The sequence below is a fragment of the Kocuria sp. APC 4018 genome (assembly GCF_030407675.1).
Taxonomy (GTDB): Bacteria; Actinomycetota; Actinomycetes; order Actinomycetales; family Micrococcaceae; genus Kocuria; species Kocuria rhizophila.
Genome location: NZ_JASDCY010000019.1, coordinates 1 through 26431, shown reverse-complemented (window position 1 = coordinate 26431; position 26431 = coordinate 1). Strand labels below are relative to the sequence as shown.

The 26431-nt window shown below is 69.7% G+C and carries 19 protein-coding genes and 1 riboswitch; of the genes, 17 read left to right on the top strand and 2 right to left on the bottom strand.

Annotation, left to right across the window (positions count from 1 at the left end; genetic code table 11):
• The first annotated feature begins 1 nt into the window (after position 1).
• The 4 genes from QL985_RS05375 (at position 2) to QL985_RS05360 (ending at position 6355) form a co-directional block, all read left to right on the top strand.
• The gene (locus tag QL985_RS05375) at positions 2-1033 is read left to right on the top strand and encodes a siderophore-interacting protein (RefSeq protein ID WP_259906046.1); all 1032 of its coding nucleotides are present in this window, start codon (positions 2-4) and stop codon (positions 1031-1033) included.
• Between the two features lie 108 nt (positions 1034-1141).
• Positions 1142-2344, top strand: a complete 1203-nt coding sequence (cobA, locus tag QL985_RS05370; protein WP_259906039.1) for a uroporphyrinogen-III C-methyltransferase — start codon at positions 1142-1144, stop codon at positions 2342-2344.
• A 326-nt stretch (positions 2345-2670) separates the two neighbouring features.
• Entirely contained in the window at positions 2671-5820 is a 3150-nt protein-coding gene (locus QL985_RS05365) for an RHS repeat-associated core domain-containing protein (RefSeq protein WP_259921740.1), read from the top strand.
• Positions 5801-6355 carry a hypothetical protein gene (locus tag QL985_RS05360; protein WP_259906042.1) on the top strand — a complete coding sequence of 185 codons (555 nt, stop codon included), beginning with the start codon at positions 5801-5803 and terminating at the stop codon, positions 6353-6355. The genes QL985_RS05365 and QL985_RS05360 overlap by 20 nt, the downstream gene beginning before the upstream one ends.
• A gap of 853 nt (positions 6356-7208) precedes the next feature.
• On the opposite strand, the gene QL985_RS12110 is transcribed toward QL985_RS05360, so the two are convergent.
• A complete protein-coding gene (locus QL985_RS12110; protein WP_121845736.1) occupies positions 7209-7442 on the bottom strand; it encodes a helix-turn-helix domain-containing protein in 234 nt (77 codons plus the stop codon).
• Between the two features lie 620 nt (positions 7443-8062).
• On the opposite strand from QL985_RS12110, the gene ileS reads away from it, so the two are divergent.
• The 4 genes from ileS to ndk all read left to right on the top strand — a co-directional run bounded on the left by ileS (position 8063) and on the right by ndk (position 13759).
• Entirely contained in the window at positions 8063-11374 is a 3312-nt protein-coding gene (ileS, locus tag QL985_RS05355; protein WP_290147595.1) for an isoleucine--tRNA ligase, read from the top strand.
• The gene (locus tag QL985_RS05350; protein ID WP_259906044.1) at positions 11371-12741 is read left to right on the top strand and encodes a folylpolyglutamate synthase/dihydrofolate synthase family protein; all 1371 of its coding nucleotides are present in this window, start codon (positions 11371-11373) and stop codon (positions 12739-12741) included. Before ileS ends, QL985_RS05350 begins: the two co-directional genes overlap by 4 nt.
• 45 nt (positions 12742-12786) lie before the next feature.
• Entirely contained in the window at positions 12787-13230 is a 444-nt protein-coding gene (locus QL985_RS05345; RefSeq protein WP_019309032.1) for a DUF4233 domain-containing protein, read from the top strand.
• Positions 13231-13345: 115 nt separating this feature from the next.
• Positions 13346-13759, top strand: coding sequence for a nucleoside-diphosphate kinase (ndk, locus tag QL985_RS05340; RefSeq protein WP_012398194.1), 414 nt, complete (start codon positions 13346-13348; stop codon positions 13757-13759).
• A gap of 125 nt (positions 13760-13884) precedes the next feature.
• Here ndk and QL985_RS05335 read toward each other — a convergent pair whose 3' ends face one another.
• Positions 13885-14541 carry a vitamin K epoxide reductase family protein gene (locus QL985_RS05335; protein ID WP_035884944.1) on the bottom strand — a complete coding sequence of 219 codons (657 nt, stop codon included), beginning with the start codon at positions 14539-14541 and terminating at the stop codon, positions 13885-13887.
• A 427-nt stretch (positions 14542-14968) separates the two neighbouring features.
• Between QL985_RS05335 and QL985_RS05330 the strand changes: the two genes are divergently transcribed.
• The 9 genes from QL985_RS05330 to nadD all read left to right on the top strand — a co-directional run.
• The gene (locus tag QL985_RS05330) at positions 14969-18082 is read left to right on the top strand and encodes an Rne/Rng family ribonuclease (RefSeq protein ID WP_259906177.1); all 3114 of its coding nucleotides are present in this window, start codon (positions 14969-14971) and stop codon (positions 18080-18082) included.
• A 90-nt stretch (positions 18083-18172) separates the two neighbouring features.
• A riboswitch (TPP riboswitch) is annotated at positions 18173-18266 on the top strand.
• Positions 18254-19942 carry a bifunctional hydroxymethylpyrimidine kinase/phosphomethylpyrimidine kinase gene (locus QL985_RS05325; protein ID WP_259906178.1) on the top strand — a complete coding sequence of 563 codons (1689 nt, stop codon included), beginning with the start codon at positions 18254-18256 and terminating at the stop codon, positions 19940-19942. Its footprint overlaps the riboswitch before it by 13 nt.
• Positions 19943-20212: 270 nt before the next feature.
• Positions 20213-20524: a 50S ribosomal protein L21 gene (gene rplU, locus QL985_RS05320; protein ID WP_259906186.1), complete on the top strand. Its 312-nt coding sequence runs from the start codon at positions 20213-20215 to the stop codon at positions 20522-20524.
• Positions 20525-20568: 44 nt separating this feature from the next.
• A complete protein-coding gene (gene rpmA / locus QL985_RS05315) occupies positions 20569-20823 on the top strand; it encodes a 50S ribosomal protein L27 (protein WP_012398199.1) in 255 nt (84 codons plus the stop codon).
• 153 nt (positions 20824-20976) lie between these two features.
• Entirely contained in the window at positions 20977-22572 is a 1596-nt protein-coding gene (obgE, locus tag QL985_RS05310) for a GTPase ObgE (protein ID WP_039101258.1), read from the top strand.
• Positions 22569-23831, top strand: a complete 1263-nt coding sequence (proB, locus tag QL985_RS05305; protein ID WP_259906180.1) for a glutamate 5-kinase — start codon at positions 22569-22571, stop codon at positions 23829-23831. Before obgE ends, proB begins: the two co-directional genes overlap by 4 nt.
• 145 nt (positions 23832-23976) lie before the next feature.
• Positions 23977-25284, top strand: a complete 1308-nt coding sequence (locus tag QL985_RS05300) for a glutamate-5-semialdehyde dehydrogenase (protein WP_259906182.1) — start codon at positions 23977-23979, stop codon at positions 25282-25284.
• Positions 25285-25365: 81 nt separating this feature from the next.
• The gene (locus tag QL985_RS05295) at positions 25366-25623 is read left to right on the top strand and encodes a hypothetical protein (protein ID WP_039101256.1); all 258 of its coding nucleotides are present in this window, start codon (positions 25366-25368) and stop codon (positions 25621-25623) included.
• A gap of 76 nt (positions 25624-25699) precedes the next feature.
• A partial coding sequence (nadD, locus tag QL985_RS05290) for a nicotinate-nucleotide adenylyltransferase (RefSeq protein ID WP_290147598.1) occupies positions 25700-26431 on the top strand: 732 nt, incomplete at its 3' end.

Genomic DNA, 26431 nt, shown 5'->3' with positions numbered 1-26431 from the left:
GATGCAGCTGGCGTGCGTGGACGCCACGGTGACCCGGCGCGAGGAGCTCAGCGAGCACCTCGTGCGGGTGCACGTGGCGGGGGAGCAGCTGAGGACCATGCCGTGGGGCGAGCAGGGCCCCGGGCCCCGGGCGGACTCCTACGTCAAGCTGCTCATCCCTCCCGCCGGTGGCGCGGTGGACGTGGACGTCGCCGACATGGCCCGCTGGCGCCGCGAGTTCATGGCCGCTCCGCGCGAGGAGGCCGGGTGGATGCGCACCTACACCGTGCGGGACGCCACCACGGTGGAGCTCGCGGGGCAGCGGGTGCCGGAGCTCGCGATCGACGTGGTGCTGCACGGGGACGCCGAGCACGGCATGGGCCCGGGTGCCGCGTGGGGCGACACGGTCCGCGCAGGGGACTCCGCGCGGCTGCTCGTACCCTCCGGCGACTCCGCGTGGTGGGCCGCATGGGATGACGGCCGTGCGGCCGGCCAGGACGTGGTGATCGCGGGGGACGAGACGGCACTGCCCGCGATCTCCGCGATCGTGGACGGCGTGGAGCAGCGGGTTCGGGTCAACCGCCCGGCGGGCGGGGCGTACGAGCCCCCGCGCTCCATCACCGTGGCCGTGGAGGTCCCCGAGGAGGCCGACGCTGTCCCGGGTGCGGGTCCGCGGGCACTGGCCCGGGCGGCGTCGTGCGACGAGCCCGGCGCCCACCGCGTGGTCCTGGACGGCGGCACCGAGCTGGTCTGGGCCTGGCTGCCGCGCGGCGCCCGCGAGCGCAACCTGGCCCTGGAGCTGTGGCTGTGGGAGCGGCTCGCGGAGCACGCCCGCCGGTACTGGGCGGTGGGCCACACGGAGCTGGCGTCCTGGCAGGACGAGTCCGAGTTCGTGTGGGCCACGGCGCGCCCCGAGGGCCGCGGCACGTACTGGTTCCTCGCGGCGGAGTCCTCCGCCGTGAAGTCCCTGCGGCGGATGTGCGTGAGCGGCGGCGTGCCCAAGACGGACATCTCGTTCATGGGCTACTGGAAGCAGGGCACCGCGACCGAGTGAGGCCCGTCCGGGGGAGTGTGACGTCCCGTGACGGCCGTGGTTCGGGGCCATGGAGCCGCACGTAGCATGGCGGTTTCCGTCCCGCCGTCGCTCAGGAGTGCCCCGCCCATGACCTACCCCCTGGGCCTGAACCTCACCGGCCGCCGGGTGCTCGTGGTGGGTGCTGGGCCGGTGGCCGCGCGCCGGGTCCCCGCGCTGCTCGCCGAGGGCGCTGCGGTCGAGCTCGTGGCGCCGGACGCGCACGAGGACCTGCGGGCGCTCGCGGAGGACGGGGAGCTGACGTGGCATCGCCGGGGCTTCCGTCCCGATGACGTGGCCGGGGCGTGGCTCGTGCTGGCCCACACGGACTCGCCCGCCGTCCAGGACCTCGTGACCCGCACCGCCGAGCAGCACCGGGTCTTCTGCGTCACGGGCGGCGACGCCGCCGCGTCCAGCGCGTGGGTCCCGGCCGTTGCTCGCGCGCACGGGGTCACCGTGGCCGTCAACGCGGGCGGCGACCCACGCCGGGCCAAGGCCGCCACCGCGTGGATCGCGGCACGCCTGGAGACCGGGGAGGTCCCGGTGGGAGCGCGACGTCCCGGGGCACCCGGGTCGCTGGACGCGCAGCAGCCCGGAACCGTGGCCCTCGTGGGTGGTGGACCCGGGGACCCCGGCCTGCTGACGGTGCGCGGGCGCTACCTGCTGGCCGGCGCGGACGTGGTGGTCGCGGACCGGCTGGGCCCCACGGACCTGCTCCCGGCGCTCGCGGAGCACGCGGAGATCATCGACGTGGGCAAGCGCGCCGGCTACCACAAGGTCACGCAGGACCGGATCAACCAGACGCTCGTGGACCAGGCCCGGGCGGGGCACCGGGTGGTGCGGCTCAAGGGCGGCGACCCGTACGTGTTCGGCCGCGGTGGGGAAGAAGTGGAGTTCTGCCACGCCCACGGGATCGCCACCGAGGTGGTCCCCGGGGTCACCTCCGCGATCGCCGTGCCCGCGGCCGCTGGGATCCCCGTGACGCACCGGGACATGGCCCACGGGTTCACGGTCATCACCGCCCACGAGGAGCTGCGCCACGTCCCGTACCGCGAGGGGCACACGCTGATCCTCATGATGGGGGTGCGCGGACTCGCGGGGAACAGCGCCACGCTGCTGGCGGCGGGTTACCCCGCGGACACCCCCGTGGCGGTGGTCGAGCGCGGGTGGACCCCCACCCAGCGCACCACCGTGGGGGAGCTGGCCACCATTGCGGCGCTCGCGGCCGAGCGCGGTGTGAAGGCCCCGGCCGTGATCCTCGTGGGGCGGGTGGCGACGCTGGGGAGGGAGTGAACGGCGGGAGGGCTCGACGGCGCATGGTGCGGCGGTTGCCGTTCCGTGGCGGTGCGACACGGAAAATTTTTCGTGACCCAGTTCATACTTTTGGCTCTGTGGAGGGTTTTCTGGGGCTACTCTCAGGTCACTGCTACTTCCAATGACGGGAGCCCCCCATGTCCGAGCAGTTTTACGGCGCTACCCCCTGCGCCTTCCAGAGTCCAGGATCGTCCCCACGATCATCGTTTGCTCGGGTCTGGGCCAGCCGCCCAGCACGGGCGGTCACCGCGCTGTCGGTGGCGGCCACACTGGCGTTGGCCAGTGTGGGCCCGGCCGCAGCCGTGATGGTTCCCACCGCGGTTCCGGCGGCCTCGTCGGGTGCCCAGTCCACGATCGGCAAGCTCGGTGCCCGTCCGGGTGCGACCCGGTTGCCGGTGAGCATCACCGATTCGGTGAACGCCTCGGTCGATGTGGGAACCGGCAACGTGATGCTCTCCATCGCCGGGTTGCCGATCTCCGGGGTGGGGGCGGTGGGGTTGGTGAACAACTCCCAGTCCCCGAACCACTCCGAGTCCTCCGCGCTGCCGCAGGGCTTCGAGCTCACCGCGGGCAGCTCCGGGTCCCTGACCACGGTTTCCGGTGGGATGCTCTACACCGGCGGGGACGGGTTCTCCGCGAAGTTCACGGCCTCTGGTGCGGCGTTCACCCCGCCGAAGGGTGTGAAGGCTGACCTGGTGAAGACTTCCTCCGGCTACACCCTGACCTCGCGGACCACCGCGCAGGTCTCCACGTTCAACGCTGACGGGCAGCTGACCTCGGTGGCGGACCGTAACGGGAACAAGACCACCTACACCTACACCAATGGGGTGCTCTCCAAGGTCACCGGGTCCTCCGGACCGGCCGGGGCGCGCACGGCGACGATCACCACCAGCGCCAGCGAGGTGAAGGTCTCCCAGACCTCGGGAACCGAGACGCGGGCGGTGGTGTTCGAGAAGGACGCGAAGAACAACCTCACCGCGTTCACCGACGCCAAGGGCCAGCGCACCACCTTTGAGTCCGTGAACGGGCAGGTCCGCAAGGTCACCTCTCCGGAAGGCCACACCACCGAGTTCACCTACGACGACACGAACCGGTTGACGGCTCTGAGCCGGGTGGCCGGGGACGGGCAGAATGCGGTGACCCGCCTGGCCTACGCCTCGGACACCCAGACCCTGGTGGCGGGTCCGAACACGGACCAGTCCCAGCCGGTGGGATCGGTGCCCCGCTCCACGTTCACCCTGGATGCCTCCGATCACGTCACCAAGGCGTCGGACCCGGTGGGGCGCTCCAAGGACGCGTCCTACACCGCGGACTTCGACATCGCCTCGACCACCTCCGGGTCCGGGGCCAGTGCGGGCACCACCACCAACACCTTCGGCGCCAATGGTGGCCAGTCGCTGACCAAGTCCACCTCGCCCACCGGGGCGGCGTCCTCGTTGGAGTACGGGAACACGGCCTCGGCCACGAAGTACCTGCCGACCTCCGGCACGGACCCGTCGGGGAACAAGTCCACCTACACCTACAACGGTGCGGGGAACATGCTCTCCTCCGCCCAGGCCGGTGGGACACCGGCTGCGGTGACCTACAACGCGGACGGGACCGTGGCCACCGCCACCGCCCCGGGCAACGGGACCAACTCCACGAAGTACACCTACGACGGCAACAAGCAGCTGACCAAGATCACCCCGGTCACCGGCACCACCCTCGGAGCCCAGGCGTTGACGTATGACGTGTGGGGGCGTACGGCGAGCATCACCGACGGGCGCGGCAACAAGATCAGCTACGCCTACGACCGGATGGGACGAGTCACCAAGGAGTCCTACTCCGACGGGACACCGGCGGTGTCCTACACCTACGACGCGGACGGTCACCAGACCAAACGGGTGGACGGGTCCGGGACCACCACCATGGGCTACGACGAGATGGGACGGCTGACCACCCGCGGGCACTCCGCAGCCGGGGAGGAAGTCACCTACGGCTATGACAAGGCCTCGAACCTGACCTCGGTCAGCGACAAGCGTGGAACCACCACCTACGACTTCGACGCCGCGGGCACCCCGACGACAATCTGGTACGAGTCCGGCGGGCAGAAAAAGCGCGCGGACATGGCCACCGATGACCGGGGCCGGCGCACGGACATCTGGATGGAAACCCCCGGCGGGGACCACACGAAGTGGGCCGCGCACCAGCACACCGACTACGACAAGTCCGGGCGCATCTCCCACACGGTGGCCAAGGTCGGCAACGGGGAGACCACGAACACCACGGTCCAGGACAAGACCTACTGCTACACCGCCGGGACCACCCCGGCCGGCGGCTGCACCGCCGGGGCGGCGGGGTCGGACCGGGCGAAGATCCAGTGGGTGAAGGACGCGGTGGATTCCTCGGCCACGGTGTTCACCTACGACACCAAGGGCCAGGTCACCAAGGCTGTGCGCACCGGGGGCACCGATCCCAGGACCTACACCTACACCTACGACGCACGCGGCAACCGCCTGACCTCGGCGAAGACCGAGGGGTATCAGGCCACGAACCTGACGTTCAACGCGGCGAACGAGATCACCAACCCCGCTTACGCCTATGACGCCTCGGGGAACATGACCAAGGACATCAGGGGCACGTTCACCTACAACGCGGCCGGGCAGATGACGACCCACACGCGTGAGCAGGGCACGTTCACCTACACCTACGCCGGCGGTTCCCAGTCGGAGCTGATCAAGCAGAAGACCACTCGCGGGAACTACGAGTACGGGTACGGGCGCACCAACCAGTTCGGGTTGCCCGTGGTCGAGCAGGTGAGCTTGAACGGGAAGACCGCTCACCTGGAGAACGACCCGGTGACCGGGCAGCCATTGATGCTGCGCACCGCCGAGGGTGTGCAGAGCCTGTACGTCTACGACGGGATCGGGAACCCGGAAGCGTTGGTCACCAACCAGGACTCCACCACCTTCGCCTATGACTACGACCCCTACGGTGTGCCGGCACTGAACGATGAGAACGGTGAGGGGGACCCGGTGAACCCGTTCCAGTTCAAGGGTGGTATTCACGACCGGTCCACGAACTGGGTGAAGTTCGGGTACCGGTGGTACTCCGTGGGCACCGGACGCTTCACCCAGCGCGACACCCTCGACGCGCCCCTGGACCCGGCGAACGCCAACCGGTACACCTTCGCCGGAAACGACCCCATCAACTACTCCGACCCCCTGGGTTTAGCTTCGCGTGAAGAGGCAGTTGGTCAACTACTTGGTGCTGGAGTTGCTGGGTTATTCACACTTGTAGGGGCAACAGGAGGTCCCGGTGGTGCCCTTGCTGGTGCTGCTATCGGAGGGTGTCTCGGGGACATGGTAGATGAATCGGCAACCGCAGCTCTGGAGGGCACAGAGGATGAGGTCGGAGTGGATGACTTGGCGCTGAGATGCGCCGTGGGTGCCGCGAGTGGAAGTCTTTTCGGTTGATATGTTAAAGATTACTACCAAACAAACAAGAAAACTGATAATATTGTGGGCGGTTTTGATGTCCGCAATATTTTTGGCGGTAACAATAACAACAGGAATTCCAACTTCCGTGGGATTGATTATGACAGCAACCCCAATTTTGATTTCCGCCGTTCTGATTATTTTATCGCGTCCTAAAAAAGTAAGAAGCTCTAGGGGGTACGAATTTAAGACAGAGGGCGCTTCAATAAGTTCAAAGACCTGTTTTAATATTGATTTTAACGAATTAAAGGAACGGGTCGCTCTTCTGGAATCGCCGAAATACACCGTACGACAAGTGGGTGAAAAAAGTTTTGATATCTCACGACGTCTAAATATAAGTACTTGGGGCTCGAAGATATTTATAAGTCTCACGCCTATCGCTCCACAGCAAACGCAAGTAGCAATTTCGTCCGAACCGAAGCTTAGCGCGCAGATATACGATTGGGGTCAAGGTAAGCGAGACATTGAAGACATTTTTTCTAAATTAGAACCCTTACCTGGTCAAACTAAATAGATTGAACTTCACGCTGGCCCCGTGCGATTTCGTGCGGGGCCAGCCATTTGTTGTGATCGCTTTGCTGTGTGTCATTGTATTAATAATATTTGCATTGGTTATTGGTTATTGGTTATTGGTTATTGGTTGCTGGGATTGCTTTTTAAAAAATGAGTTGCGGACAGATCCCCCAGACTGGTTCACACTGATACCCATTGAAGATGAGAAGGTTTCTACCGCGATCGGTTCCTCCTGCCGAGTGAGAAAGTTTTATGCCCTCACGGGGTCGTCCGGATTTGCCGGGTGGTAATAAACAACCGGCCAATTTGAGGGCGCGGGCCTTGCCCGGATTATGTAACCCTGGATTGTCAGCACCAGCACATTTACTGCTACATCGGCGCCCTGCGCCACAACCACGCGTGGTTACGCACGGCGAGCGCTGGGCGTGGCTCGCCTGCCGGAGGCGGGGCAGTGGGCAAGCGAGGCCGGCCTTCCCCAACGGTAAGGCGCACTGTGCCGGGACTCGCGGCGGGTAGCTGGAGCGCGTACCTTGCGATTTGCATCCAAAAATTTGAGATGATCCAAGCAACTGGCCAGGGGTAGGATTTAGGTGCTGGCCCCCAATTTGGCGGAAAGTCGCTTGCCCGTTGGGGCTCACTCTCGGGCCCTAGTAGATTGAGATCATCCGGCGGTACCGGTTGCCCTCTATCAAACACAGCAGTATCTGGACAATACCCAATCGAATCGAGGAGAAATGATAAAAAGAAAATAACAACGAGGAAAGTAAAACCTTAAAATTTTCCGAAGGGAGATATTGCGTTACGATGGCTGTAAACCCATTTAAGGCGACTCAAAACAACAGCAATCAAGAAAACTATGAGGTGGCTCCCCATGACGACAGCGGCGGTTCGGATGTGGTCGACGTTGTTCGCTGCTTCTCGGCCGCGCGGATACGGATCACTGAGGCATTGCTGATCCCACATTCCTCGGAGGTCTGGGCGATGCTGTACCCGTCGCGGTACATCTGGACGATGCGCGCTTCTCGGCGGTGATCTTCTGCCACCGGTTCCGGGTGCGGTCCCACTCGCGCCGCGTCTCGGTGGTCCATCCGCGGGTGTCTCCGATTCAGACATCCGGCTCGGGTTGTCCGGAGGCATTGAAGCCCTGGCGGGTCATGCCCAGCAGCTCCGCGGCTTCGATGACGCCGTGGAGGCGGGAACCGTGTGGGATAGAATCAGGCATTGCATCGTCCTTTCGGTGCCGCCCCCGGCCTCCTGTCCTGGCGCCTATTGCCAGATGGTCGGGGGCATTTCCTTGCCCAGGTGCCAGGTGGTGGAGGCGTTCGTTGTGGAGGACCCGGTCCATTGTGGTCTCAGCGACGGAGTGCCCGTTCGTGGGCCATTGGTGGCCGCCTCCGAACGCCCGCGGCGCACTTCGCAGAGGACCGCCTGACGCCGGCGCCGCGCGCGGTACAATGGCCGAGTGCGCCCTGCGCGCACGGGCGCTGATCCGGCCATCACCGGGGAGCCCCTCCGGAAGAACAGATCCCCGTGGGGATCCCAGTAGAACCGGACGACTCGGGCCCGTGACAGCCCCCAACGAGCGGCTCGCGGCGTCGTCGGCATCCCGGCGGCGCGGCGGACAAGCGAGGTGGTACCGCGCCACCGGCGCCCCGTGCGCCCGAGCGTCCTCGCATCCTGACCCGTCAGACCCTCAGGATGGAGCACCGTGTCCGACTCATTCGTGTACCCCAAGGCGAGCACCGACCCCGACGCCCAGGGCGTCCCCGCGGCCCCGCACCTGCCCGCGGTCGAGGAGCGCGTCCTCGACTACTGGAAGCGTGACAACACCTTCCAGGCCAGCATCGACCAGCGCGACAGCGGTACGGACGGCTCCAACGAGTTCGTCTTCTACGACGGCCCGCCCTTCGCCAACGGTCTGCCCCACTACGGCCACCTGCTCACCGGCTACGTCAAGGACCTCGTGGCCCGCTACCAGACCCAGCAGGGCCGCCGTGTGGAACGCCGCTTCGGGTGGGACACCCACGGGCTGCCCGCCGAGCTCGAGGCCATGAAGCAGCTCGGGATGACCGACAAGCAGGACATCGAGGCCATGGGCATCGACACGTTCAACGACGCCTGCCGCGCCTCCGTGCTGAAGTACGCCTCCGAGTGGCAGGACTACGTGACCCGCCAGGCACGGTGGGTGGACTTCGACAACGACTACAAGACCCTCAACGTGGACTACATGGAGTCCGTGATCGGGGCGTTCAAGGCCCTGGACGACAAGGGCCTCGTCTACTCCGGCTACCGCGTGCTGCCGTACTGCTGGAAGGACGAGACGCCTCTGTCCAACCACGAGCTGCGCATGGACGACGACGTCTACAAGATGCGCCAGGACACGTCCGTGACGGTGGCGTTCCGGCTCTCCGAGGACACCTCGTGGGCCGCCGAGCCCGAGACGGCCGCCCAGCTCGCCGGCGCCGAGGCCATTGCCTGGACCACCACGCCCTGGACCCTGCCCACCAACGAGGCGCTCGCCGTCGGCCCCGGCATCCGCTACGTGCTGGTTCCCGGGGCAGGAGAGCTCGAGGGCCGGCGGTTCCTCGTGGCCGAGGAGCTCGCGGGCGGCTACGCCAAGGACCTCGGCTACGGCGACGCCGAGAACCCGGCGGCCGCCGTGGCCGAGGCCGTGACGGCCACCTACACCGGGTCCCAGCTCGCGGGCATCCGCTACACCCCGCTGTGGGACTACTTCACCGACGCCGAGCGCTTCGGCACGCAGCGCGCCTGGCAGGTGCTGGTGGCCGACTACGTCACCACCACGGACGGCACCGGCATCGTGCACCAGGCACCCGCCTACGGCGAGGACGACCAGCTCACGTGCGCGGAGCACGAGATCCCCGTGATCCTGTCCGTGGACGAGGGCGGGAAGTTCCACGGGTTCTTCACCGACGAGTCCCTCGCGGAGGGAGCGCCGCTCGCGGAGCTGGCCGGGCACAACGTGTTCGACAAGGAGGTCGCCCGCACCGTGATCCGGGACCTGCGGGCCCGGGGCGCGCTGCTGCGCGAGGCCTCCTACGAGCACTCCTACCCGCACTGCTGGCGCTGCCGGAACCCTCTGATCTACCGCGCGGTGTCCTCCTGGTTCGTGAGCGTCACGGACATCAAGGACCGCATGGTGGAGCTGAACCAGCAGATCAACTGGATCCCGGGCAACGTCAAGGACGGCCAGTTCGGCAAGTGGCTCGAGAACGCCCGGGACTGGTCCATCTCCCGCAACCGCTACTGGGGTTCACCCATCCCCGTGTGGGAGTCCAGCGACCCCAACCACCCGCGCCGCGACGTCTACGGCTCCCTCGCGGAGCTGGAGGCGGACTTCGGGCGCCTGCCCCGCAACGCCGCCGGCGAGGTGGACCTGCACCGGCCGTGGATCGACGAGCTGACCCGCCCCAACCCGGACGACCCCACGGGTAAGTCCGTGATGCGCCGCGTTCCCGAGGTGCTGGACGTGTGGTTCGACTCCGGGTCCATGCCCTACGCGCAGGTGCACTACCCCATGGAGAACCGTGAGTGGTTCGAGACCCACAACCCCGGTGACTTCATCGTGGAGTACATCGGCCAGACCCGCGGCTGGTTCTACACGCTGCACATCCTGGCCACCGCGCTGTTCGACCGCCCGGCGTTCCGCAACGTGATCTCCCACGGGATCGTGCTGGGCTCGGACGGGCAGAAGATGTCCAAGTCCCTGCGCAACTACCCGGACGTCAACGAGGTCCTGGACCGGGACGGCTCGGACGCCATGCGCTGGTTCCTGATGTCCTCGCCCATCCTGCGTGGCGGGAACCTGGTGGTCACCGAGCAGGGCATCCGCGACGGCGTGCGGCAGATGATCCTGCCGCTGTGGAACGTCTACCACTTCTTCGGTCTCTACACGAACGCCGCCCGCGGGGGAGAGGGCTACGACGCCCAGCCGCGGTACGAGGCCGAGCACGTGATGGACCGCTACATCCTGGCCGAGACCGGCGCCCTGGTCACGGATGCCCAGCGGCTCTTCGACGAGTACGACATCTGGGCCGCCGCCGAGCGCCTGCGCGCCTACATGGACACGCTCACCAACTGGTACGTGCGCCGGTCCCGCGAGCGCTTCTTTGAGGAGGACACCGAGGCGTTCGACGTGCTCTACACGTGCCTCGAGACCGTGTGCCGCGTGGCCGCCCCGCTGCTGCCGCTCGTCACCGAGGAGATCTGGCGCGGGCTCACAGGCGGGCGCTCGGTGCACCTGACCGACTGGCCCGACGCCTCCCTGTTCCCGCGCGATGAGCAGCTGCTCACCGCCATGGAGCGCACGCGCGCCATCTGCTCCGCGGGCTCCGCGCTGCGCAAGGCCAGCAGCCTGCGCGTGCGCCAGCCGCTCGCTGGCATGACCGTGGCCGTGCCCGGGGCGCAGGCGCTCGCGGGCACGTTCCAGGAGATCGTCGCGGACGAGCTGAACCTCAAGTCCGTCACGCTGGTGGACGCGGACGAGGTTTCGGCCGCCGACTACGGCATCTCGCAGGAGCTCAAGGTCAACGCGCGCGCCGCCGGTCCCCGGCTCGGCAAGCAGGTGCAACAGGTCATCCGGGCCACCAAGGCGGGCGACTGGTCCGTGACCGAGGACGGCGGCGTCGTCGCCGGCTCGGTGGCGCTGGAGGAGGGCGAGTACGAGCTGGTCACGGTGGTCGACGACGCCGCGGCGTCCTCCGCGCGCGCCGTCACCGTGCTGCCCGGCGGCGGTTTCCTGGTGCTGGACACCGAGCTGACCGACGAGCTGCGGGCAGAGGGCGTGGCCCGGGACATGGTCCGTGCAATCCAGCAGGCCCGCAAGGATGCCGGGCTGGTGGTCTCGGACCGGATCCGCACCACGGTCCACGCCGACGCCGCGACGCTGGCCGCGGTGGACGCGCACCGCGAGCTCGTGCAGGGGGAGACCCTCACCCGGGAGCTGGAGCTGGTAGAGGCCACGGACCTGGACGTCACCGTGGCGGTGGTGGACGCATGAGCGGCGCCACCGAGCACGAGAACTTCGCGTCCGTCGAGGAGATCTACCAGGGGCTGCTGGCCCGGGCGCCGGAGCACAGGATGGCGCCGCGCCTGGACGCGGTGCAGCTCGCGGTCTCCGCGCTGGGGGACCCGCACCGCAGCGCCCCGGTGGTGCAGGTGACCGGCACCAACGGCAAGACGTCCACGGCGCGGATGGTCGAGTCCCTGCTGCTCGCGCACGACCTGCGGGTGGGCCGCTACACGAGCCCGCACCTGGAGCGCGTGACCGAGCGGATCAGCATCGACGGCGAGCCCGTCTCCGACGAGACGTTCGTGCGGATCTACACGGAGATCGCCCCGTACCTGGACCTCGTGGACCGCCACCTGGAGGGTGAGGGCGCCCCACGTCTGACGTACTTCGAGACCCTCACGGTGCTGGCGTTCGCGGTGTTCGCGGACGAGCCCGTGGACATGATGGTCCTGGAGGTCGGGATCGGCGGCTCGTGGGATGCCACCACCGTGGCGGACGCCGCGGTCTCCGTGGTCACGCCCGTCGACCTGGACCACACGGACATCCTCGGTGACACCGTGGAGGACATCGCCCGCGAGAAGGCCGGGATCGTCAAGCCGGACGGGTTCCTCGTGAGCTCCGCCCAGCAGCCGGGTGCGGCCCAGGTGCTGCTCGAGCGCGCGCAGGAGCTGGGAGTTCCCTTCCGCTTCGAGGGCGTGGAGTTCTCCGTGACCGCGCGCACCACCGCCGTGGGCGGGCAGGTCATCACGGTCCAGGGACTCGCGGGCGAGTACCCGGACGTGATGCTCCCGCTGTTCGGCGCCCACCAGGCGCAGAACGCGGCGGTCGCAATTGCCGCGGTGGAGGCGCTGCTGGGCGGTGGCGAGAAGCCGCTGAACCCCGAGCTCGTGAGCGAGGGTCTGGGCGCGGTGTCCTCGCCCGGTCGCCTCGAGCTCGCACGCAAGGCTCCGCCCGTGGTCCTCGACGCTGCCCACAACCCGCACGGGCTCGTGGCCTCCGCCGCGGCCGTGCGCGAGGCGTTCACGTTCAGCAAGCTCAACCTTGTGGTCGGGGTGCTGGGGGACAAGGACGTGGAGACGATGATGCGGGTGCTCGCGGACGAGTACCACGAGTTCGAGCTGGAGCTGTGGTGCACCGCGTCCCACTCCCCGCGGGCGGTGCCCCCGGCGGAGCTCGCGGAGATCGCCGTGGACATGGGTTTCGACGAGGACGTGGTGCATGTGGCCGATCGCCTGGACGACGCGTGCTCCGAGGCCATCCAGGACGCCGCGGCCCGCGAGCAGTTCGACGGCGCGGTGCTCGTCACCGGCTCCATCACGGTGGTGGGTGAGGCCCGTGCGCTGCTCGGCCTGTGACCCGTCGCCCGCACCCCTCGTGACCGCACCCCTGGAAGGAGCCGCATGGCCCGCATGACCAAGGCCCAGCGCGAGTGGCGCCCCGGCCAGCCCAAGAAGCCCCGCTCGATCCGCATGATGTTCGCGTCCTGCGTGCTGTGCATCGAGGCGTTCATCGTGTTCTTCGCCGCGCTCACGGCCTACGGGCTGTTCACGCAGGACTGGAGCACACCCCAGAAGCTGTGGCTCATGGGCGGCTCCGTGGTGCTCGCGCTGCTGTTCGTCCTGCTGTGCGCGGTGCTGCGCAGGCCGTGGGGCTACGCGGCCGGATGGGTGCTGCAGCTCGTGCTGATCGCCACCGGCTTCGTGGTCCCCGCCATGTTCTGGATCGGGGCGCTGTGCGCGCTCGCGTGGTGGTACGCCGTGGTCAAGGGCGGTCGCATGGACCGGGAGAACGTGCAGCGGGCCGAGGAGCAGCGCCGCTGGGAGGCAGAGAACCCCCGGGTGTGAGCCACTCGGGCGGGCGCGACCCCACGAGCGGTCCCGCGTTCGCTAGGCTCGGTCCCGAACCGGGTGCGGGGCCCACCAGGGCTCCCGCACCTCCACCCCGACACCAAGGAGACCCATGTCCCAGCGCACCCTCGTCCTCGTCAAGCCGGACGGCGTCGAGCGCGGCCTCACCGGTCAGATCCTGGCCCGCATCGAGGCCAAGGGCTACACCCTCGCGGAGCTCAAGCTCGTGCACGCCACCCGGGAGATCCTGGAGCAGCACTACGCCGAGCACCAGGGCAAGCCGTTCTTCGAGCCGCTCGTGCAGTTCATGCTCTCGGGCCCGGTGGTCGCCGCGGTGGTGGAGGGCGACCGCGTGATCGAGGGCTTCCGCAGCCTCGCCGGGGCCACCGAGCCCACCACGGCCGCCCCGGGCACCATCCGCGGGGACCTGGGCCGGGACTGGGGCGAGAAGGTCCAGAAGAACCTCGTGCACGGCTCGGACTCCCCGGAGTCCGCCGAGCGCGAGATCGGCATCTGGTTCGCCTGAGCCACACCCGCACCACCACGGCGCGTGCCGAGTCTGACGGCTGGCACGGGCCGTTGGACGGTGAGAACGACGACGGGGCGGCACCCAGCGTGGGTGCCGCCCCGTCGTCGTCGTGCCAGGGGTCGTCAGCCGAGGATTGCCGGCGCGAAGCGGACGGCCACCACGCCGAAGACCACCACGAGCACCGCGGTGCCCAGCAGCCAGGCCCACGCGGTGGAGCCGGCGCCCTCCCGGCCGGCGCCGCCGAGCATTCCGGCACGGCGCATCCGTGCCGTCGTGTGGGCCAGCAGGTAGGTCTGCGCGCACCACACGATCATGCAGTACAGGCACAGGGCGTTGATGTGGAACGTGGTCTGCCACCACAGCCACAGGGTGAACACGGAACCGGCGGCGATCCCGAGCCACAGCAGCCACCAGAACCAGCGGGCGTAGCGCGCCCCGGCCAGCACCCCCACCGCCACGGCGAGCACCACGGCGTAGGCCACGATCCCGATGAACGGGTTGGGGAAGCCGAACAGCTCCGCCTGCGGGGTGCGCATGACCGTGCCGCAGGCCAGCCACGCGTTGATGTCGCAGCTCGCCCGGTGCCCGGCGTCCTGGTACAGGGCCAGCCGCTCGGCCACGAGCTCCGCGGACGCCGCGAAGCCGATCAGGGAGAGGACCACGGCCAGCACCCCCCAGGTGCGGTCCGAGCGCGTCACGGGTGGCGGAACCGTGTCCGAGGGGGTACCGCTCGGGTGTCCCGTGGCGGTGGTGGGTGCGGGGCGGGATGCTGAACTCACGCGCCCGATCGTAGACCACCGGCCGGGGGACGTGCCGCGCAGAGGTGCGCCTCCGGTGGCTCTCACCGCGGTGGAGCTGTGGCGTGCACCACCCGGATGCGCGGCCACAGGGGACGACTGTGAGATACTGGTGCGCGGTCGGTCCTCAAGCCGCACGTGAGACACCGGCCCGGCAGGAGCACCGACAACCATCGGTACGGACCCGCGGCTCTCACAGGATCGAGCGCGTCCGCCACCGGTTAAAGTTCGCGGTCCCACGGACCGAGCGACTCGGGCATCCGCCGGCTTGCGGACAGCGCGCCCCACAGGCCGCGCCCGCGGGTACGACACCGACTTCCGGCGGCCGCGTGGAGAACACCGGCTCGACCGACCGAGCACACCTCGGGCCCGGGTGCGGACGGTGCCCCGAGCAGGAGCACAACTGCACATGGAACCTGAACAGGACACCACCGCACAGACCCCCGAGGCCACGGTGACCCCCGTGGACGGCACGAGCCAGGCGATCGCCACGGCCGCCGCCGTCGACGCAGGCGAGGTCCCCGCCGCCCCGGAGCCCGCCGCCGAGGAGGCGGCCGAGCGGGCGACCGAGGCCACGAACGAAGCAACCGCAGCGAACCAGGCGGACGACGACGCCGCGGCGGGCCAGGACACCGGGTCCCAGAAGACGGAGACCGCGGAGAAGGACGGTGCCGCGGCGGAGAAGGCCACCGATGCCTCGGCCGAGAACACGGCGTCCGAGGACGACGGCTCCGCGCAGGAGAGCACCCAGCCCCCCACGCAGGACGACTTCGGAGCCTTCGGCCCCGGTGCCTCGCTGCTGTTCCGCGCCCCGGACCCGGAGGAGATCCGCCGTGCGGCCGAGGCGCAGAAGGCCCGCCTGCGCGAGGCCGCCCAGGAGCGCGACGCTGAGCGTGCGGCGCACCGCGACGAGGACGAGGACGACGAGAACGGGAGCGTCTCGAGCAGGCGGCGCCGGCGGCGTCGTCGCGGGGACGAGGACATGGAGCTCGTGGACGACTCCGACGGCTCCGTGACGCGGGTGCGCGCCCCGCGCGGCGCGTCCGAGGGCACGGGCAGCGACGAGGTGGTCGGTGTCCGGGGCTCCACGCGCCTGGAGGCCAAGCGCCAGCGCCGTCGCGAGTCCCGCCAGTTCGGCCGCCGCCGCCACGTGATCACCGAGGCCGAGTTCCTGGCCCGCCGCGAGTCCGTGGAGCGCAAGATGCTGGTCCGCCAGAAGGAGGACCGCATCCAGATCGGCGTGCTCGAGGACGGGATCCTCGCGGAGCACTTCGTCTCCCACACCACGCAGGACTCGCTGATCGGCAACGTGTACGTGGGCAAGGTGCAGAACGTCCTGCCGTCCATGGAGGCCGCGTTCGTGGACATCGGACGCGGGCGCAACGCCGTGCTTTACGCCGGCGAGGTGGACTGGGACGCCGCGGAGCTCGGCAACAAGCCCCGCAAGATCGAGAACGCCCTGAAGCCCGGCAGCACGGTGCTCGTGCAGGTCACCAAGGACCCCGTGGGTCACAAGGGAGCCCGGCTCACCAGCCAGGTGTCCCTGCCGGGGCGCTACCTCGTCTACGTACCCGGCGGGTCCATGACCGGGATCTCCCGCAAGCTCCCGGACGTGGAGCGCCAGCGGCTGAAGAAGATCCTCAAGGACCGGCTGCCCGAGGGCGCGGGCGTGATCGTGCGCACCGCTGCGGAGGGCGCGTCCGAGACCGAGCTGACCAACGACATCAACCGGCTGCGTTCCCAGTGGGAGCAGATCCAGGAGAAGGCGGGCTCCACCAAGACCCTGGCGCCGGAACTGCTCTACGCCGAGCCGGACCTCACCATCAAGACGGTCCGCGACGTGTTCAACGAGGACTTCACCGCCATGGTGGTCCAGGGCGAGCAGGCGTGGGACAACATCGAGGCGTACGTGACCTACGTGGCCCCGGACCTGCTGGACCGGCTGCAGCGCTGGACGGAGGACGAGGACCTCTTCGAGCACATGCGCGTGGAGGAGCAGATCCAGAAGGCCCTGGAGCGCAAGGTGTTCCTGCCCTCCGGCGGCTCGCTCGTCATCGACCGCACCGAGGCCATGACCGTGGTGGACGTCAACACCGGCAAGTTCACCGGTTCCGGCGGCAACCTCGAGGAGACCGTCACCAAGAACAACCTCGAGGCCGCCGAGGAGATCGTGCGCCAGCTGCGGCTGCGGGACATCGGCGGGATCATCGTGGTGGACTTCATCGACATGGTCCTGGAGTCCAACCGCGACCTCGTGCTGCGCCGGCTCGTGGAGTGCCTGGGCCGTGACCGCACCAAGCACCAGGTGGCGGAGGTGACCTCCCTGGGTCTCGTGCAGATGACGCGCAAGCGCATGGGCACCGGCCTGCTCGAGGTCTTCTCGGAGCCGTGCGAGGAGTGCGCGGGCCGCGGCGTCGTGGTCCACGACCACCCCCTCAAGGGTCGCTCCACGGCCACCGCGCCGGACCACCGCGGCGGCAACCGCAACGAGCGCAAGCGCTCGCGGCAGAAGCAGAACCAGCCGCAGGACAAATCCCGGTCGAACAACCGGGGTGGCGCGGACGACCAGCAGCAGGCCCGGGACGAGGCCGCCCGCACGGCGTTCGCGAACATCGCGGCCGCCTCCTCCCATGAGGACGATGACGCGCAGGGCGGCTCCCGCGGCGGAGCCGAGCACAAGGACTCGACCGCCCAGCACACGGAGCACGGGAACCGGGGTCCGGAGCAGGCGTCCGAGCACGGTGCGGCGGACTCCGAGAGCGGGCGGCGTCGGAAGAAGCGTCGCGGCAAGCGCAGCCGCGGTCGTGGGAACCAGGGCGAGGACACCGCCACCGAGAACGGTGGGAACGGTGCCTCCGAGCCCCGCGGCGAGCACGCCGCGGGTGACGCCGGGTCCAGCCTGACGATCCACGGTGAGGTCATCGAGCTCCCGCAGGGGCAGAAGGACGAGCGCGCGGAGCAGGAGGCGCTCACCCTGGACTCGCTCTCCGCAGCCTTCTCGGCCGAGGACTCCGGTGAGGACGCGTCGCAGGACCGCACCGGGTCCGGTCGCGGCTCCGGACGGCGGGGCGGCGAGGGCTCGAAGGGCCGCGGGGGACGCTCCGCGGGCCAGCGCGGCCGGGGTCGCGGCAACGGCGCCGCGTCGTCCGACGCCGAGCAGACCCGGTCCGAGCAGCCCGAGGGCTCCGCGCCGGAGCGGGACGCCCAGAAGCAGTCGCCGTCCGAGGGCGGGGCTGGACAGCCGGACCCGTCCCGGCGCGCCACGACGGCACAGCCCGCCGCGTCCACCACGGACACCGCTCCTGCCAGGCGCCGCCGCGGTTCCCGCCGCGCCGTGGCTCCCACGGCCGCACCGGGTGCCGGGAGCGTGGAGACCCGTGAGTACCACGCCGCCGAGCGCTCGGCCACGCGGTTCACCGCCGCGGCCGCGCCCGTGGGCTCGGCCTCCTCGGACGGCCAGCCCACCATCGTGGGTGTGGGCGTGAGCGCCCGGGACATCACGATGACCCCCAAGGGGGACTGACGCCCCGCGCGGCCCTCCCGGGAGGACCGCGGGGGCCACCCACCACAGGAGCGCTCGGACTCGTCCGGGCGCTCCTGTGGCATGATCGGGACCACGTGCACGGGGTGCCGTACGGCGGCTGAGAACACACCCGTAGAACCTGATCTAGCTCGTACTAGCGAAGGGAATGTCGTGAACCCCACGCCTTCTGTCCCCGCCCCCCGCGTCCTCTCGATCGCCGGCACCGACCCCACGGGTGGTGCCGGGCACGCCGCGGACCTGAAGTCCATCGCCGCCATGGGCGGCTTCGGGCTGAGCGTGGTCACTGCGGTGGTCGCGCAGAACACGCAGGGCGTGGTGGCGGTCCACACCCCACCCGTGTCCGTGCTGCAGGCGCAGCTGGACGCCGTCGCGCAGGACGTGGAGCTGGATGCCGTGAAGGTCGGGATGCTCGGCTCGGTGGACGTCATCGAGACGGTGGGGGCGTGGCTCGCGGCCCACCGTGCGCCCGTGGTCGTGATCGACCCCGTCATGGTGGCCACCGCCGGGGGGCGTCTGCTCGCATCCGACGCCGAGGACGCGCTGCGCGGCATCCTGCACCACGCGGACCTGATCACCCCCAACCTGCCCGAGCTCGCCGTGCTCGCGGAGCGGCCCGTGGTCACCACGTGGGACGAGGCGCTCGAGCAGGGCCGGGCCGTGGCGGAGACCTTCGGCACGCGCGTGCTGGTCAAGGGCGGGCACCTGAGCGGGGAGTCCACCCCGGACGCCCTCGTGGTCCCGGGCCGGGCCGAGCCCGTGGCCCAGTACTCGGGGACGAGAGTGGCCACGCGCAACACACACGGGACCGGGTGCTCGCTGTCGTCTGCGGTGGCCACGGTCGTGGCGCGCACGGGGGACTGGGCACAGGGGATCGACACCGCCCGCCGCTGGCTGCGCGGTGCGCTGCGCGCGGCGGACTTCCTGCACGTGGGCCACGGCAACGGCCCGGTCCACCACTTCCACCACGTCCAGGACCTCGTCACGGACCCCGCCTTCGTGGCGGCGGCGTGCGGGGAGGACGACGACGCCGCTCCCGCAGCCTCCCCGGGGCACGGCGCCGCTCCCGCTGTCACCCCGGCACACGGTGCTGCGGTGGCCGGACACACAGCGCAGGCCGCGGCGGGGGACGTGTCCGCGCCTGGTGACGCGGCGGCGTCGTGCGGGGGCACCGAGGATCCCGGCACACGCTTCACCGACGAGCTCTGGGAGGCGAGCGCGCCGATCCGCGAGCAGATCGCGGTCCTGCCCTTCGTGGTGGGGCTGGGGGACGGCACGCTGGAGCGGGACGAGTTCGAGCGCTACCTGGACCAGGACATGCAGTACCTGGACGCCTACTCGCGGGCCCTCGCGCTGCTCGCGGCGGCGGCTCCCGAGGAGGGCACCCGGGGGTTCTTCGCCACGGCGTCGGCCGCCGTGGTCACGGGGGAGTCCGCACTGCACCGCGCGCGGCTGGACGGGCGCGCCCCGCAACAGCCCTCCGGGACCACGAGCGCGTACGCGGACTTCCTGCTCGCCCGCACGGGGCAGGACGGGTTCGCGGTGGGTGCCGCCGCGGTCCTGCCGTGCTACTGGCTCTACGCGCACGTGGGGGCGGAGCTCACGGAGCGGGCGCGCCGCACGGGGCTGCAGGGGCACCCGTTCGCGGACTGGCTCGAGACCTACGACGACCCGCAGTTCCACGCCGCCACGGAGGTGGCCTGTGCCGCCGTGGACCGTGCCGCCGAGCAGGCGGACACTGCCACGCGCGAGGCCATGCGCCGCGCCTTCCTGCGCGCGTGCCACCTGGAGCTCGAGTTCTTCGCGCAGACCTCGGCCGCCACCGCACGCCAGGAGGGCTGATCCCGCACGGCGGAGAGCCCGCGAGTGGCGTGACTTCCGGGGATCGGGTAGTCTGGACTGTCGGTGCCGGACACCGGTGTGCGCATAGTCGTTTTCATGCGCCCGGACACGGCACACTCGGGTGAACTTCCTGTTCTCGGTGCGACAGCCACGCAGAGAGCGGGTCGGTCACAGACCACCGCGGCGTGATGTCTCGACATTCGCAGTCCGGCAGGAGCCCACCCGACCTTTACACGCAGTCCATAGATGTCGAGAGAAGTGAGTTCCCAAGTGGTGTACGCGATTGTCCGCGCAGGCGGCCGCCAGGAGAAGGTTTCCGTTGGAGACCTCGTGACCCTTGACCGCGTCGCTGGCGAGGCAGGCAGCACCGTAGAGCTTCCTGCGCTGCTGCTGGTCGATGGGGACAAGGTCACCTCCGACTCCAAGACCCTGGCCGACGTCAAGGTCACGGCCGAGATCATCGAGAACCTGCGCGGTCCCAAGATCTCGATCATGAAGTACAAGAACAAGACCGGCTACAAGAAGCGCCAGGGCTTCCGTGCTGAGCTGACCACGGTCAAGATCACCGGCATCGACGCCTGATTTCCCGGTCCCCCATACATTTCCAACGAAGGTAGGCACACACCATGGCACACAAGAAGGGTGCGAGCTCTACTCGCAACGGCCGTGACTCCAACGCCCAGTACCTGGGTGTCAAGCGCTTCGGCGGCCAGTCCGTCAACGCCGGCGAGATCATCGTCCGCCAGCGTGGAACCCACTTCCACCCGGGCCTGAACATGGGCCGCGGCAAGGACGACACCCTGTTCGCCCTGGCCGCCGGTGTCGTCGAGTTCGGCACCCGTCGTGGCCGCCGCGTGGTCAACATCCAGACCGCCGAGTAGTCAGTTCTTCCGGACCCCAGGGTCCACCCGCCGTCACCGCAGCGTGACGGCGACCACTGGAGGGTGGGCGCGTCACGCGCTCACCCTCTAGTCTTTTCAGGACAGCCCCGTCTCCCCGCCCCGCGCGGGGGACCCCAGAATCCGAGGAGCCACGTGGCCAGTTTTGTTGATCGAGTCATCGTCCACGCCACGGGCGGCAACGGCGGCCACGGCTGCGTCTCCGTCAAGCGCGAGAAGTTCAAGCCGCTCGGCGGCCCGGACGGCGGCAACGGCGGGGACGGCGGCTCCGTGATCCTGCGGGTGGACGGGCAGTCCACCACCCTGCTGGGCTTCCACCACGCCCCGCACCAGAAGGCGCCCAACGGGGAGCCCGGCAAGGGGGACATGCGCCACGGCTTCAAGGGCCAGGACCTCGTGCTCTCCGTGCCGGACGGCACCGTGGTCAAGGACCGCGAGGGCAACGTGCTCGCGGACCTGCTGGGGGAGGGCAGCGAGTACGTGCTGGCCTCCGGCGGCATGGGCGGACGTGGCAACGCGGCGCTCGCGTCTCCCAAGCGCAAGGCTCCCGGTTTCGCGCTGCTCGGCACCCCGGGCGAGGAGCAGGAGGTGGAGCTGGAGCTGAAGTCCATTGCGGACATCGCGCTCGTGGGCTTCCCCTCCGCCGGCAAGTCCAGCCTGATCGCCGCGATGAGTGCCGCGCGGCCCAAGATCGCCGACTACCCCTTCACCACGCTGGTCCCCAACCTGGGTGTGGTCCAGGCCGGCGACACGCGCTTCACCGTGGCGGACGTTCCCGGTCTGATCCCGGGCGCGTCCGAGGGCAAGGGACTCGGCCTGGAGTTCCTGCGCCACGTGGAGCGCTGCGCCGCCCTGGTGCACGTGATCGACTGCGCCACCCTGGAACCGGGCCGCGACCCGATGAGCGACCTCGACGCGCTGGAGGCGGAGCTCGCCCACTACGCGCAGGACATCGAGGACGACGACCCGTCCTCCATTCCTCTCACGGAGCGGCCCCGCCTGGTGGTGCTCAACAAGGTGGACGTGCCCGAGGCCCGGGAGCTCGCGGACTTCGTGCGCACCGAGCTCGAGGAGCGCGGCTACCCGGTGTTCGAGATCTCCACGGCCTCCCACGAGGGGCTGCGGGAGCTGAGCTTCGCGATGGCTCGCCTGGTCTCGGAGGCACGGGCCCAGGAGGAAGAGCGCGAGGAGCGCCGCCGCACCGTGCCGGTGCTGCAGCCCGAGCCCGCGCGGCGTCGTCGTGGCAAGGACCGCCACGAGTTCGTGATCACCCGCGAGGACCGCGCCGAGGAGCCGCTGTACCACGTGCGGGGCGAGAAGCCCGAGCGCTGGGTGCTGCAGACGGACTTCAACAACGACGAGGCCGTGGGCTACCTCGCGGACCGCTTCGCCAAGCTGGGCATCGAGGACGAGCTGTTCCGGATCGGTGCCAAGCCGGGCAACGCCGTGCTGATCGGACCCGAGGAGAACGGCGTGGTCTTCGACTGGGAGCCCACCATGGTGGGGGGCGCCGAGCTACTGGGCGGACCCCGCGGTTCGGACCTGCGCCTCGAGGAGACCTCCCGACCCACCCGCCGCGAGAAGCGGGAACAGTTCTACGACCGCATGGACGCGAAGTCCGAGGCCCGCGCGGAGCTCGAGCAGGAGCGCCGCGCCGGGATCTGGACCGAGTCCGTGGACGCACGAGATCGCCGCCGCACGTCCGAGACGAAGGAGACGAACGAGAAGTGACCCACCACGAGAAGACCCCCACCGAGACCATCGACGTCTCCGCCGTGGAGCAGCAGGCCTCGAAGTCCGCGATCCAGCTCAGCACTGAGAGCCGCGGCAAGAACCGGCGCTCGGCCATCGAGAGCCGCGAGGAGCTGCCCAAGGCGCGGCGCGTGGTCGTGAAGGTGGGCTCCTCGTCCCTGACCTCCATCGAGAACTCGATCGACGAGAACGCGCTGCGCTCCATCGTGGACGCCCTCGGGCGCATCAAGGCCCAGGGCGTGGAGGTGGTGTTCGTGTCCTCGGGCGCGATCACCGCCGGGCTCCAGCCCCTGGGGCTGTCCAGGCGGCCCAAGGACCTCGCGACCAAGCAGGCCGCGGCGTCGGTGGGTCAGGGTCTGCTCATCTCCCGCTACACCGAGCACTTCGCGCGCTACGACGTCACGGTGGGGCAGGTGCTCGTGACCGCCGAGGACCTCATGCGCCACTCGCAGTACAAGAACGCGCACCGCCAGATCGAGCGGCTGCTGGACCTGGGGGTCCTGCCGATCGTCAACGAGAACGACGCCGTGGCCACCCACGAGATCAAGTTCGGCGACAACGACCGGATCGCGGCACTCGTGGCGCACCTGATCAAGGCCGACGCGCTACTGCTGCTCTCGGACGTGGACGCGCTCTACACCCGCCCGCCCAAGGACGGCGGCGAGCGCATCCCCACCGTCACGGACCCCATCGCGGACCTCGAGGGCGTGGAGATCGGCACCGTGGGCCGCGCCGGAGTGGGCTCCGGCGGGATGGTGACCAAGGTGCAGGCCGCGCGCATCGCGGCGGCGTCGGGCATCCCGGCGCTCGTGACCTCCGCGGCGAACATCGAGAGCGCGCTGGCCGGGGACGACGTGGGCACGTGGTTCGCCACCACTGGCGGGCGGCGCAACGTGCGCCTGCTGTGGCTCGCGCACCTCGCGGACATCAAGGGCACCCTCACCCTGGACGACGGCGCCGTGGAGGCCATCCGAGGCCGGCGCTCCCTGCTCGCGGCGGGGGTCACCGCGGTGGAGGGCACCTTCAGCGCGGGAGACCCCGTGTCCATGGTGGACTCGACCGGCACCGAGGTGGGCCACGGGCTCGTGAACTACGGCTCGGACGAGATTCCCGGGATGCTCGGCAAGCGCACCTACGAGCTGGGGGAGGAGTTCGGGGAGGACTACGCGCGCGAGCTCGTGCACGTGGACAACCTCGTGAACCTGCGCCCCCGCTCGGCCCGCACCAAGCTCACGTGAGCACCCCGGGCTGACACCGGAGCCCCGCGGCGGCGTCGTACCGGGCACTGTCCTGCCCGGGCCCGCCGCCCGCTTCCGGACACCGCAGCCGCCGGACCCGTACGACACCGACCGCACCGCCCGCCACACACCCGCAGGAGGAACCATGGCCGAGAACACGTCCGTACTGACCGCCCAGGAGACGTTCGGGGACGATCCCGTCACCGGAGTGGGCCTGATGGCCGACGACGCCCGCGTGGCCGCGCGCACCCTCGCCAGGGCACCGCGTGCCTGGAAGGACCGGGCGCTGCACCTCATGGCGGACCGCATCGAGTCGCGCCGCGACGTGATCCTCGAAGCCAACGCGCGGGACCTGGAGCGCGGCCGCGAGGCCGGCACCTCTGCGGCGCTGCTGGACCGCCTCAAGCTGGACGAGGCCCGCATCAGGGGACTCGCGGACGCGCTGCGCGAGCTGGCCGCGCTGCCGGACCCCGTGGGCTCCGTGGTGCGCGGGCAGACCCTGGCCAACGGGCTGCGGATGCGCCAGGTGCGCGTGCCCATGGGCGTGGTGGGCGTGATCTACGAGGCTCGCCCCAACGTGACCGTGGACATCGCCGGGATCGCCGTGAAGTCCGGCAACGCCGTGCTGCTGCGGGGCGGCTCCGCGGCGTTCGACTCCAACCGGGCCCTCGTGGGTGTCCTGCGGGACGCCCTCGCGGACGCCAAGCTGCCCGTGGACTGCGTCCAGACCGTGGACGACTACGGGCGGGACGGCGCCAACGCCCTGATGGGTGCCCGCGGCAAGGTGGACGTGCTCATCCCGCGCGGCGGGCGCGGTCTGATCCAGTCCGTGGTCACGAACGCCACGGTGCCCGTGATCGAGACCGGCGAGGGCAACGTGCACGTGCTCGTGGACGCCTCCGCGCCCGCGGAGATGGCCACCCGGCTGGTGGTCAACTCCAAGACCCACCGCACCTCCACGTGCAACTCCGCGGAGACCCTCCTGCTGCACGCGGACGCGGAGGAGACCGGCAAGGAGGTCCTCGCCGCACTCGACAAGGCCGGTGTGACCCTGCACGTGGACGACCGCGCCGCGGCGCTGCTGCCCCCGGGCTCGGACCACCTCAAGGCCACGGACGAGGACTGGGCCACCGAGTACCTGGACATGGACATGGCGGTGAAGGTGGTGGACTCGCTGGACGCGGCGATCGAGCACATCCGCCGCTACTCGACGGGCCACACCGAGGCGATCATCACCAACGACCTCGCCAACGCCGAGCGGTTCACCGCCGAGGTGGACTCCGCCGCGGTCATGGTCAACGCGTCCACGCGGTTCACCGACGGCGGCCAGCTGGGACTCGGTGCGGAGATCGGGATCTCCACGCAGAAGATGCACGCGCGCGGCCCCATGGGCCTGGAGGAGCTGACCACCACCAAGTGGGTGGTCCAGGGTGACGGTCACGTGCGCCCCTGAGACGTACCATGGAACGGACGTGGCGCGACAGACGTCCGCCGCACCACACCACCGGCGCCGCCGGTCCGAGAAGGGAAACGCATGAGCTCGCTGCACCTGCTGTCCAACGCCACCCTCGTGGCCTCCGAGGGAGCCCACCACGTGAACGAGGAGCTGCTCTCCATGGCGCCGGTGTTCGGCATCGTGGCGTTCGTGCTCTTCGTCGTGAGCCTGCTGGCCGCCATGTCTTTCTCCTCCCGCGGCAAGGCCCCTGTGGTCGGGGAGTACCACGATCCCTCGCAGCTGCCCGCGGACGAGCAGGCCATGCTCGACAGCGTGCACGCCGCACCGCGTCACTGACGCCGGACCGCCTGGAGTGAATCCCACGAGTGCCCCGGTGGTCACGGCCGAGACGGACCTGACCATTCCCCCGCGCATCCCGGGCAGGACCCGGCTGGGGGTCATGGGCGGCACGTTCGACCCCATCCACCACGGGCACCTCGTGGCCGCGTCGGAGGTCGCGGCGGTGTTCGACCTGGACGAGGTCGTCTTCGTGCCCACGGGTGAGCCGTGGCAGAAGGCGGGGCAGGACGTCACGGACGCCGAGCACCGCTACCTCATGACGGTGGTGGCCACGGCGTCGAACCCGCGCTTCACCGTGTCCCGGGTGGACGTGGACCGTCACGGGCCCACGTACACGATCGACACGCTGCGGGACCTGCACGCCCAGCGCCCGGACGCCGAGCTGTTCTTCATCACGGGCGCGGACGCCATGGCGGAGATCCTCACGTGGAAGGGCGCCGAGGAGCTGTGGCGCCTGGCCCGGTTCGTGGGCGTGACCCGCCCCGGGCACGTGCTCTCCGCCCCCGTGGGATCGGAGAGCGTGTCCCTGCTGAACGTCCCGGCCATGGCGATCTCCTCCACGGACTGCCGCGCCCGGGTGGCCGCGGGCAAGCCGGTCTGGTACCTCGTGCCGGACGGCGTGGTGCAGTACATCAACAAGTACGGTCTCTACTGCAGCGGGACCGCTCCCGGCAGCACGTCCGGCCACGCGTCTGCGTCGGACGCGGGCCCCGTCGCGGACACGAGTCCCTGCGGGGCACCCGACGCCGCCCCGTCCCGTTCCGCCCCCACGGATCCGCCCGGGCCGTCACGCCCGGGCCAGAGG

Bases quoted from the DNA above. Each gene is read 5' to 3' on its own strand.
- QL985_RS05295 (WP_039101256.1), top strand. From the start codon at position 25,366: ATGAGCTCGCTGCACCTGCTGTCCAACGCCACCCTCGTGGCCTCCGAG.
- rpmA (WP_012398199.1), top strand. From the start codon at position 20,569: ATGGCACACAAGAAGGGTGCGAGCTCTACTCGCAACGGCCGTGACTCC.
- QL985_RS05375 (WP_259906046.1), top strand. From the start codon at position 2: ATGCAGCTGGCGTGCGTGGACGCCACGGTGACCCGGCGCGAGGAGCTC.
- cobA (WP_259906039.1), top strand. From the start codon at position 1,142: ATGACCTACCCCCTGGGCCTGAACCTCACCGGCCGCCGGGTGCTCGTG.
- QL985_RS05330 (WP_259906177.1), top strand. From the start codon at position 14,969: ATGGAACCTGAACAGGACACCACCGCACAGACCCCCGAGGCCACGGTG.
- QL985_RS12110 (WP_121845736.1), bottom strand. From the start codon at position 7,442: ATGGACCACCGAGACGCGGCGCGAGTGGGACCGCACCCGGAACCGGTG.
- QL985_RS05350 (WP_259906044.1), top strand. From the start codon at position 11,371: ATGAGCGGCGCCACCGAGCACGAGAACTTCGCGTCCGTCGAGGAGATC.
- QL985_RS05300 (WP_259906182.1), top strand. From the start codon at position 23,977: ATGGCCGAGAACACGTCCGTACTGACCGCCCAGGAGACGTTCGGGGAC.
- QL985_RS05365 (WP_259921740.1), top strand. From the start codon at position 2,671: ATGGTTCCCACCGCGGTTCCGGCGGCCTCGTCGGGTGCCCAGTCCACG.
- QL985_RS05345 (WP_019309032.1), top strand. From the start codon at position 12,787: ATGGCCCGCATGACCAAGGCCCAGCGCGAGTGGCGCCCCGGCCAGCCC.
- ndk (WP_012398194.1), top strand. From the start codon at position 13,346: ATGTCCCAGCGCACCCTCGTCCTCGTCAAGCCGGACGGCGTCGAGCGC.